Consider the following 9,540-nt stretch of genomic DNA (forward strand, 5'->3'; position numbering starts at 1 on the left):
AGATCCGTTTTCCGCAGGAAAACGGATCTGACCCTGTTCTTTCTCCACCCGACACCAGAAAGCGCTCTTGCTCCTGCCTTTGCCATCCGCCCCGCCTCATGAACCTGTCGAGGCCGGGGTGGTGTGGGGTGGCAGGGGTGTCAGCCGCATGGATGCGGCTGCCAAGCCTCCAGGGACGGATTCACGGCGTCCCCTGCCAGCCCACACCACCCCGGCCCACTCACAGCACCACGAAGCGCCAGCGCTTTGGCCGTTGCCGTTGCTGTTGCATTTGCCCTGCGCCTCTGCCTGCCGCAGGCATCGGCCCTCCCGCCAGCCGCACCCGATACAATGGCCGTCTGCCGCAGACCGGCATCCCGTCCCCGAGCCAAAGAGTTGCCCATGTCCATTGTCCGCATGACCGACCTCGACCTCTCCGGCAAGCGCGTGCTGATCCGCCAGGATCTGAACGTGCCGATCGAGAATGGCCGCATCACCTCCGAACAGCGCATCACCGCTTCGTTGCCGACGCTCAAGCGCGCGCTGGAGCAGGGCGCGGCGGTGATGGTCACCTCGCACCTGGGGCGCCCGAAGGAAGGCGTGTGGAGCGAGGCCGATTCGCTGGCACCGGTCGCCCAGCGCCTGTCCGAACTGCTGGGCCGCGACGTTCCGCTGGTGCGCGACTGGGTCGACGGCGTCGACGTGCAGCCGGGCCAGCTGGTGCTGCTGGAAAACTGCCGCATGAACGTCGGCGAGGGCAAGGATGACGAGGCCCTGTCGAAGAAGTACGCCGCCCTGTGCGACGTGTTCGTGATGGATGCCTTCGGTACCGCGCACCGTGCGCAGGCCTCCACCCATGGTGTCATCCGCTTCGCACCGGTCGCGGCCGGTGGCCCGCTGCTGATGGCCGAGCTGGACGCGCTGGCGCAGGCGCTGGATGCACCGGCCAAGCCGCTGCTGGCCATCGTCGCCGGCAGCAAGGTCAGCACCAAGCTGGAGTTGCTGGCCAATCTGGTTGGCAAGGTCGACCAGCTGATCGTCGGTGGCGGCATCGCCAACACCTTCATCGCCGCAGCTGGCTACAACGTCGGCAAGTCCCTGTACGAGCCGGACCTGCTGGATACCGCGAAGAAGATCGTGGCCGATGCCAAGGCACGCGGCGCCGATATTCCGCTGCCGGTTGACGTGGTCACCGCCAAGCAGTTCCTGCCCGACGCTGCCGCGGAAGTGAAGGCGGTCGATGCCGTTGCCGAAGACGACCTGATCCTGGACATCGGCCCGCAGACCGCCGCGCAGTACGCGCAGCTGATCGAGAAGGCCGGCACCGTGGTCTGGAACGGCCCGGTCGGCGTGTTCGAGTTCGAGTCCTTCAGCAAGGGCACCGAAGCGCTGGCCCGCGCGATCGCCAGCTCGAAGGCGTTCTCCATCGCCGGCGGTGGCGACACCCTGGCCGCAGTCGACAAGTTCGATATCGCCGGCGACGTCAGCTACATCTCCACTGGTGGTGGTGCGTTCCTGGAATTCCTGGAAGGCAAGACCCTGCCGGCTGTCGCCGCACTCGACGCGCGCGGCGCATGAGCGCCGAGCGCGGCAAGGATGTGCTGTTCTTCGATCTTGACGGCACGCTGATCGATTCGCAGGTGGGCATCACCGCCTGCATCGCCTATGCGCTGCAGAAGATGGACCATCCGGTGCCGCCGCAGGAAACCCTGCTGGGCTGGATCGGTCCTTCGCTGCGCACCACCTTCGCGCCGTTGTTCGTCGAACCGGCGCGGGTGGAACAGGCCGTGGGCTACTACCGGGAGCGCTTCGACGTCGAAGGCTGGCGCGAGCACACGGTGTACCCGCAGGTGGAAGGCACGCTGCGCACGCTGCATGGCCGTGGACACCGGCTGGCGGTGGTCACCGCCAAGAACGAGCCGCACGCGCGCCGCATCCTCGCCCACCTGCCGTTCGGTGGGCTGTTCGAGGAGATCGTCGGTTCAACCCTGGATGGCTCGCGCAGCCACAAGCCGGAACTGGTCGGCGAGGCACTGCGCCGGCTGCAGGTGCAGCCTGCACAGTGCTGGATGATCGGCGACCGGCGCATGGACATCGAAGGCGCGCGCCACCATGGCCTGCGTAGTGTCGGCGTGCTGTGGGGCTTTGGCGGAGAGGCGGAATTGACCGAAGCCGGTGCCAGCCAGCTGGCACGTGAGCCGGCGCAGCTGACGACGCTGTTGGCCTAGGCTCCTGTAGAGCCGAGCCCATGCTCGGCTGCTGCGGCCTATGCCCAGCCGAGCATGGGCTCGGCTCCACAGAACCGCCCCCTGCGCCAGCGTATGTCCGGATGATGTCCGTTCCATGACCCGCGAAGTCAGGCGGCACAAGGCTGTAACCGTATACATGCGGCGTGAAGGATGTGCTAATTTCCGTTCTTTATCGGGAGAGGCCCATCCACCATGTTCGAGCGTCAGCGTCGCACCAAGATCCTTGCCACCCTCGGTCCGGCCACTGACCCGCCGGGCGTGCTGGAGGATCTGTTCCGCGCCGGCGTCAACGTGGTGCGCCTGAACTTCAGCCATGGCGATCCGTCCGGCCAGGCCAAGCGTGCCGCCGAAGTGCGTGCCGCTGCGGCCCGCGTGGGTGTGGAAGTGGGCATCCTGGCCGACCTGCCGGGCCCGAAGATCCGCATCGAGCGCTTCGCCGAAGGCAAGGTGCAGCTGAAGGCGGGCGACCGCTTCGACCTGATCGCCAGCGAGAACGCCGGCCCGGGCACTGCCAGCGAGGTGGGCGTGAGCTACCTCGGCCTGCCGCAGGACGTCGGCCCGGGTGATGTGCTGCTGCTCGACGACGGCCTGATGCAGTTGCAGGTGGTGGAAGTACAGGGCGACCGTATCGTCAACACCGTGCTCAACGATGGTGTGTTGTCCGACCGCAAGGGCCTGAACAAGCAGGGCGGCGGCCTCTCGCTGGGTGCGCTGACCGAGCGCGACAAGGAGCTGATCGGCATCGTTGCCAAGATCGGCGTGGACTTCATCGCCGTGTCGTTCTGCCGCAATGCGCAGGACATGAACGATGCGCGCGACATCGCCCGTTCGCACGGCTGTGATGCCGCGCTGGTGTCGAAGATCGAGCGCACCGAGGCAATCGAGAACCTGGAAGAAATCGTCGAGGCCAGCGACGTGGTGATGGTCGCCCGTGGCGACCTGGGCGTGGAAATCGGCGATGCCGAGCTGCCGGGCCTGCAGAAGAAGATCATCAAGGCCTCGCTGGCGCAGAACAAGGTGGTGATCACCGCCACGCAGATGCTGCAGTCGATGGTGGAAAGCCCGATCCCGACCCGCGCCGAAGTACTGGACGTGGCCAACTCGGTCATCGACGGCACCGACGCAGTGATGCTGTCGGCGGAAACTGCCGCTGGCGCCTACCCGGTCAAGGCCGTGGAGGCGATGGCACGCATCTGCCTGGGGGCCGAGCGCCAGTTCCAGACCGAGACCGACTTCAACGCGTCGCCGCGCAACCTGGAACGTGCCGACCAGGCGATTGCCATGGCCACCATGTTCCTGTCGCAGCATGTGGGCGTGCGCGCGATCGTGGCGATGACCGAATCCGGTGGCACCGCACGTTACCTGTCGCGTTTCCGGGCCAAGGCGCCGGTGTTCGCGGTGACCCGCCATGACGGTGCGCGCCGGCAGATGGCGCTGATGCGCGATGTGTTCCCGATCAACTTCGACAGCCGCGGCCTGACCCCGCGTGAAGCCGCGCGCGGCAGCATCCGCCTGCTGGTGGAATCGGAACTGCTGCAGGCTGGTGATCGCGTCGTGTTCACCAGTGGCGAGCACATGGAAACCCACGGTGCCACCAATACCCTGCGCCTGCTGGAAGTGGGTGAGGATGGCCGCGCCATCGGCCTGGGCGACCTGTAAGCGCTGGCCACATCGGGTCGGAGCCGCTGCGCGGATCCGACCCCAACCCAGCAGGACATCCGTTGTCCTGTGCGGACATTGGAATCGTTTCCATCCTGACCTCGACACCGAGGCAACGGGCCGCGGGGCTATACTTGTGTTTTTCCCGCACCCGCCACAGGAAATACATGAGCATCGAACAGCTGGCTGAAACCGCCCAGGCCATGGTCGCCCCGGGCAAGGGCATCATCGCGATCGACGAATCCACCGCTACCATCGCCAAGCGTTTCGCCGGCGTCGGTATCGAGAACACCGAGGAGAACCGTCGCGCCTACCGCGAGCTGCTGCTGACCACGCCGAAGCTCAACGAGCACATTTCCGGCGCCATCCTGTTTGACGAAACCATCCGCCAGTCGACCAAGGACGGCGTGCCGTTCGCCAAGTACATGGCCGACCACGGCATGATTCCGGGCATCAAGGTGGACAAGGGTGCGCACCCGCTGGCCGGCTGCCCGGGCGAGCTGGTGACCGAAGGCCTCGATGGCCTGCGTGAGCGCCTGCAGGAGTACTACAAGCTGGGCGCGCGCTTCGCCAAGTGGCGTGCAGTCATCAACATCGGCGAGAGCATCCCGTCGGGTACCTGCATCGAATCCAACGCCCATGCGCTGGCCCGCTATGCAGCGCTGTGCCAGGAATGCGGCCTGGTGCCGATGGTCGAGCCGGAAGTGATCATGGACGGCGATCATGACATCGAGACCTGCTACGAAGTCACCGAAGCCACCCTGCGTTCGCTGTTCGACGCCCTGTACCAGCAGAACGTGCTGCTGGAAGGCACCATCCTGAAGGCGTCGATGGTCATCTCCGGCAAGGGCTGCGATGAGCAGGCCGACGTCGAGGAAGTGGCCGAGTCGACGGTGATGTGCCTGAAGAGCACCGTGCCGGCGATCCTGCCGGGCGTCGTGTTCCTGTCCGGTGGCCAGAGCGACGAGCAGTCCACCGAGCACCTGAACGCGATGAACCAGCTGGGCAACCTGCCGTGGCCGCTGAGCTTCTCCTACGGCCGCGCCATGCAGCAGGCCGCGTTGAAGCTGTGGGCCAAGGACATGAAGGGCAACTACGCTGCTGCCCAGAAGACCGTGTACGAGCGCGCCAGGGACAACGGCCTGGCGGCGCTGGGCAAGTGGAACGGTTGATCCGTCCCATCGCTGGATGAACAAGGCAGCGCCGGCATCACGCCGGCGTTTGCTTTTGCGGGTATCTTTTCCGCCCCCATGCGCCTGGCCGGTGCGTGGGAACCACATGGAAGGCCAAGGAGAAACAACATGCGTTTGGCAGCAATCACACTGGCCGTAGCCACGGTCCTGGTCGCCGGCGGTTGCAACCGTCTCGGTGGCGGTGGTGACGCAGGCAAGGCCGCGTCGCTCGATTTCGACAAGCCGGTTTCCGGCGAGATCACCTCGCGCAGCGGTATCAACTACAACGACGGCAGCCACCACCAGCTCTACCAGATCAAGCTGGAAGACAAGCAACTGGTCGGACTGAAGCTGACCGGTTCGCTGAGCGGCTCGATTGCCGTATTCAGCAACGGCAGCCTGGTGGCCAGCAGCAACACCGGCTACGAGCGCGAAGGCGACGTCTCGCTGGCCTTCCGTGCCAACGGTGGCGGCATCTACCAGGTGGCGGTCAACGCCAACGGCTCGACCGACTATGGTCCGTACCGCCTGCGTGCCGAGAAGCTGGTGCCGTACGACGGCAAGCCGCTGGCGGGCAGCGGCGAGATCGTCGACATGCTGGCCGGTGGTTCCCAGGATTACACCCTGCAGGTGGACAAGGCCGGCCTGTACGAGATCCGCCTGGTGTCGGATGTCTTCGATCCAGTGCTGAAGCTGTCGGGCCAGGGCGTGGATGCCGAGAATGACGACGGCGGTGACAGCACCAACTCGCGCCTGACCCTGTCGCTGAAGCCGGGCAAGTACACCCTGACCGCGCGTGGCCTGGGCGACGGCGTCAGCGGCATGTTCACCCTGTCGGCCACCCGCATCGAGCTGCCCGGCAATCTGGTCGAGCGCGATGGTACGGCGCTGCCGAAGTCGGGGAGCGTGTACACGATGCTCGACAACGATGGCCGCCGCCGCTTCCTGCTGTCCCTGGACCGCCCGGCCGATGTGCGCCTGGATGCGATCTCCAGCCAGGTCGATACCCTGCTGCGCGTGGTTGGCGGCGATGTCGAGCTGACGGACGACGACGGCGGCAACGGTACCAATTCACGCCTGGAAGAGACCCTGCCGGCCGGTCACTACACCGTCGATGTGTCCAGCCTGAACAATGGCGCAGGCATGGTGGAAGTGCGCGTGCAGGTGGATGGCGCGAGCGCCGACGGGGCCGCAGCCTCGGCGGCACGTGCCGCGGCCGACGCAGCCGCCGTGGCCGATGATGCCGCCGCGGTGGAAGCCTCCAGTCGCTGAGTGTGATCCACGCCGTGCGTGGAAGAGCACTACGCTGCAACGGAAAAGGCCGGGCAATGCCCGGCCTTTTCTTTTACCTGAAGCACCACGGTTCAGTGCGCGGCGGCAAAGCCCGCATCCCCCAGCGGCGGCAGCAGCGACCCGCGCGGTTCGCTGTCCGCGCTTTGCCCGGCGGCGCTCAACGCCTGCTGGTAGGCCTTGGCCGTCGCGGTATTGAACGCCACCAGCACGATGCGCATCGGTTGCGCATGGCTGCGCTGCCAGGCCAGTGTTTCGGTGACAGCGATCTGCGCGGCCTGGTACAACGGATAGCCATACACGCCGCAGCTGATCGCCGGGAAGGCGATGGACTGCACGCCCAGTGATTCGGCCAGCTGCAGTGACTTCCAGTAGCAGTTGGCCAGCAACGCCGGTTCATCGCGCTGGCCGTCGTGCCAGATCGGGCCTACCGTGTGCAGTACATGGCGCGCCGGCAACGCATGGGCACCGGTGGCGCGCACTTCACCCGTCGGGCAACGCACGCCCGGGCGCAGCTCCGGCAACCGCTCGCACTCTGCCCGCAAGGCGGGGCCGGCCGCACGATGGATCGCGCCGTCGACACCGCCGCCACCGAGCAGCGTTTCATTGGCCGCGTTGACGATCGCATCCACCGCCAGGGTCGTGATGTCGCCCTGCCAAACCTCGATCTTCATGCGTCCGTCTCCTGCCTGTGAGGTGATCCGCGCAGCATCTGCGCCGGCTGTTCCCACGGTAGGGGACAGGGCATCGATGCTGCGTCATGACCGTCTCACGCGCTGCGATCCAACGGCCTTCGCGCACGATGGCGGGCGACGCCTTCACGCAGGCTGAAGCAGGGCGCACGCCGGGCACGGCCCGGCGCTACCTGCAGTCGGACGTCGGTAGCGCCGGGCCATGCCCGGCGGATCGCATCACGGCAGGCCGGCCAGCCAGTCGTCGTCGGATCCTTCGTTCACATCGGCGAACAGCGGCGTGGAGAAGTAACGTTCACCGGTGTCCGGCAGCATCGCAAGGATCACCGAGCCCGGTTCAGCGCGGGCAGCGATGTCCAGCGCGCTGGCCACGGTGGCGCCGGCGGAGATGCCGACGAAGATGCCTTCCTCGGCGGCCAGGCGACGCGCGGTGGTGATCGCACGATCGTCTTCGACCGAGACCAGTTCATCCACCACGTCGCGGTTGAGCACGTCCGGCACGAAGTCCGGGGTCCAGCCCTGGATCTTGTGCGGCTTCCAGTCATCCCCCTTGAGCAGGGCGGCGCCGGCCGGTTCGGTGGCGATGATGCGGGCCTGCGGGCGTGCCACCTTCAGCACTTCGCCTACGCCAGTGAGCGTGCCGCCGGTGCCCCAGCCGCTGACGAAGTAGTCCAGCCGCTTGCCGGCGAAGTCGCGCAGGATCTCGGCAGCGGTGGTGTTGCGGTGATACGCCGGGTTGGCCGGGTTGGCGAACTGGCTGGCCAGGAACCAGCCGTGCTGCTCGGCCAGCTCGGCCGCCCTGCGCACCATGCCGCTGCCGCGCTCGGCGGCCGGGGTCAGGATCACCTTGGCGCCGTAGGCACGCATCAGCTTGCGGCGCTCGACCGAGAAGGTTTCGACCATGGTGGCCACGAACTTGTAGCCGCGCGCGGCGGCGACCATCGCCAGTGCCACGCCGGTGTTGCCCGAGGTGGCCTCCACGATCGTGTCGCCCGGCTTGAGCAGGCCGCGTGCTTCGGCATCGAGGATGATCGCCAGCGCCAGGCGGTCCTTCACCGAGCCGCCCGGGTTGAACGACTCGACCTTGGCGTAGACGCTGACCTGTGGCGGCGCCAGGCGCTGCAGCCTGACGATGGGGGTGTTGCCGACGGTATCGAGGATGGAGTCGTACAGGGCCATGGGAGCGCTCCGGAAACGGGGCCGCGACGGGTCACGGCGGGCGAAGGGGGGAGGGCTGGCCGTTCAGGCCAGCGGCTGCCGGCTGACCGTAGCGCCGGCATATGACGCCCGGAAATGACCAGATACCTTTCTTAAACAACCTTTGGTTATAAGCTGGTGACGGCAATTGACCCTAGAGTGGACTTCCGCCCCATGCCGCCTGCCTGCCCATGACGCTGACCCAGCTGCGCTACCTGGTAGCCATCGCCGACGCCGAGCTGAACATCACGCTGGCCGCCTCGCGCGTGCACGCCACCCAGCCCGGCCTGTCCAAGCAGCTCAAGCAGCTGGAGGACGAGCTCGGCTTCCTGCTGTTCGTGCGCAAGGGGCGCAGCCTGGAGTCGGTTACCCCGGCCGGCACCGAAGTCATCGCGCGTGCCCGCGCAGTGCTGGCCGAAGCCAACAACATCCGAACGTATGCGGCAAACCAGCGGCGCGAAAGCCAGGGCCAGCTGATCCTGACCACCACGCACACCCAGGCGCGCTTCGTGTTGCCGCCGGCGGTGGCGGCGATCAAGCAGGCCTATCCGCAGGTCAGCGTGCACCTGCAGCAGGCCGGTGAAACCGACGCGCTGGACCGCTTGAACCAGGGTGACGCCGATATCGCCATCATCAGCACCGCAGGCGGTGAGCCAACCGACGGCATCGCAGTGCCGCTGTTCCGCTGGCGGCGCCTGGTGGTGGTACCCAAGGGCCACCCGTTGGACCGCGCCGGCCGTGCACCGGACCTGGCCGCGCTGGCCCGCCAGCCGTTGATCAGCTACGAATCCTCGACCCGACCGAACTCTTCCCTGCAACGCGCCTTCGCCGCCAATGGGCTGGTGCCCGACCTGGCGCTGACCGCGCTCGATGCCGACCTGATCAAGACCTACGTGCGCACGGGCCTGGGCGTAGGCCTGCTGGCCGAGATGGCGGTCAGTTCCAATGACGAAGACCTGAGGTCGTGGCCGGCGCCGGATCCGATCAGCGAGTGCATCGCCTGGGCGGTGTTGCCGCGCGACCGCGTGCTGCGTGATTACGCGCTGGAGCTCGTGCACGTGCTGGCCCCACAGATTGATCCGCGCGATCTGCGCAGGGTGCTGGATGGCAACCAGGCCGCCGCCTGGCCGGTGCCGCCGACGTGGGAGTCATTGACCCAGACCATCACGGTGTGAGGGGTTGGTCGAGCAGGGCTTGCAGCCCTGCACCTGCTGCGGACAAAGGCAACAGCAACAGCAACAGCAACAGCAGAAGCGGCATTCCGTGGGTTGGCGGGGCGGTGTCGGAGTGCGGGGACGCTGC

At 66.9% G+C, this 9,540-nt stretch carries 8 protein-coding genes; 6 read left to right on the plus strand and 2 right to left on the minus strand.

Features of this window, described 5'->3' with window-relative positions:
* Positions 1-381: 381 nt before the first annotated feature.
* From HMPREF3114_RS00005 to HMPREF3114_RS00025, 5 genes are all read left to right on the plus strand, one after another.
* The gene (locus HMPREF3114_RS00005; protein WP_005418866.1) at positions 382-1,557 is read left to right on the plus strand and encodes a phosphoglycerate kinase; all 1,176 of its coding nucleotides are present in this window, start codon (positions 382-384) and stop codon (positions 1,555-1,557) included.
* A complete protein-coding gene (locus HMPREF3114_RS00010; protein ID WP_053500963.1) occupies positions 1,554-2,207 on the plus strand; it encodes an HAD hydrolase-like protein in 654 nt (217 codons plus the stop codon). The genes HMPREF3114_RS00005 and HMPREF3114_RS00010 overlap by 4 nt, the downstream gene beginning before the upstream one ends.
* Before the next feature lie 213 nt (positions 2,208-2,420).
* Positions 2,421-3,887 carry a pyruvate kinase gene (gene pyk, locus HMPREF3114_RS00015; protein WP_005418863.1) on the plus strand — a complete coding sequence of 489 codons (1,467 nt, stop codon included), beginning with the start codon at positions 2,421-2,423 and terminating at the stop codon, positions 3,885-3,887.
* A 167-nt stretch (positions 3,888-4,054) separates the two neighbouring features.
* Positions 4,055-5,059, plus strand: a complete 1,005-nt coding sequence (locus HMPREF3114_RS00020; RefSeq protein WP_005418861.1) for a class I fructose-bisphosphate aldolase — start codon at positions 4,055-4,057, stop codon at positions 5,057-5,059.
* A gap of 129 nt (positions 5,060-5,188) precedes the next feature.
* Positions 5,189-6,331: a hypothetical protein gene (locus HMPREF3114_RS00025; RefSeq protein WP_053500965.1), complete on the plus strand. Its 1,143-nt coding sequence runs from the start codon at positions 5,189-5,191 to the stop codon at positions 6,329-6,331.
* A 92-nt stretch (positions 6,332-6,423) separates the two neighbouring features.
* Here HMPREF3114_RS00025 and HMPREF3114_RS00030 read toward each other — a convergent pair whose 3' ends face one another.
* Both HMPREF3114_RS00030 and cysK read right to left on the minus strand, forming a co-directional pair.
* Positions 6,424-7,023: an O-acetyl-ADP-ribose deacetylase gene (locus HMPREF3114_RS00030; protein WP_070488698.1), complete on the minus strand. Its 600-nt coding sequence runs from the start codon at positions 7,021-7,023 to the stop codon at positions 6,424-6,426.
* 237 nt (positions 7,024-7,260) lie between these two features.
* Complete coding sequence (gene cysK, locus HMPREF3114_RS00035; protein ID WP_053500969.1) at positions 7,261-8,220, minus strand: cysteine synthase A; 960 nt, start codon at positions 8,218-8,220, stop codon at positions 7,261-7,263.
* A gap of 209 nt (positions 8,221-8,429) precedes the next feature.
* Here cysK and HMPREF3114_RS00040 point away from each other — a divergent pair, with 209 nt between their 5' ends.
* On the plus strand, positions 8,430-9,413 hold the full coding sequence (locus tag HMPREF3114_RS00040; protein WP_005418854.1) for a LysR family transcriptional regulator: 984 nt from the start codon (positions 8,430-8,432) through the stop codon (positions 9,411-9,413).
* The last annotated feature ends 127 nt before the right edge of the window (positions 9,414-9,540 follow it).

The sequence above is a fragment of the Stenotrophomonas sp. HMSC10F07 genome (assembly GCF_001807895.1).
GTDB classification, from domain to species: Bacteria; Pseudomonadota; Gammaproteobacteria; order Xanthomonadales; family Xanthomonadaceae; genus Stenotrophomonas; species Stenotrophomonas sepilia.

Coding starts and splice junctions, on each gene's coding strand:
- HMPREF3114_RS00005 (WP_005418866.1), top strand. CDS start 382: ATGTCCATTGTCCGCATGACCGACCTCGACCTCTCCGGCAAGCGCGTG.
- HMPREF3114_RS00010 (WP_053500963.1), top strand. CDS start 1,554: ATGAGCGCCGAGCGCGGCAAGGATGTGCTGTTCTTCGATCTTGACGGC.
- pyk (WP_005418863.1), top strand. CDS start 2,421: ATGTTCGAGCGTCAGCGTCGCACCAAGATCCTTGCCACCCTCGGTCCG.
- HMPREF3114_RS00020 (WP_005418861.1), top strand. CDS start 4,055: ATGAGCATCGAACAGCTGGCTGAAACCGCCCAGGCCATGGTCGCCCCG.
- HMPREF3114_RS00025 (WP_053500965.1), top strand. CDS start 5,189: ATGCGTTTGGCAGCAATCACACTGGCCGTAGCCACGGTCCTGGTCGCC.
- HMPREF3114_RS00030 (WP_070488698.1), bottom strand. CDS start 7,023: ATGAAGATCGAGGTTTGGCAGGGCGACATCACGACCCTGGCGGTGGAT.
- cysK (WP_053500969.1), bottom strand. CDS start 8,220: ATGGCCCTGTACGACTCCATCCTCGATACCGTCGGCAACACCCCCATC.
- HMPREF3114_RS00040 (WP_005418854.1), top strand. CDS start 8,430: ATGACGCTGACCCAGCTGCGCTACCTGGTAGCCATCGCCGACGCCGAG.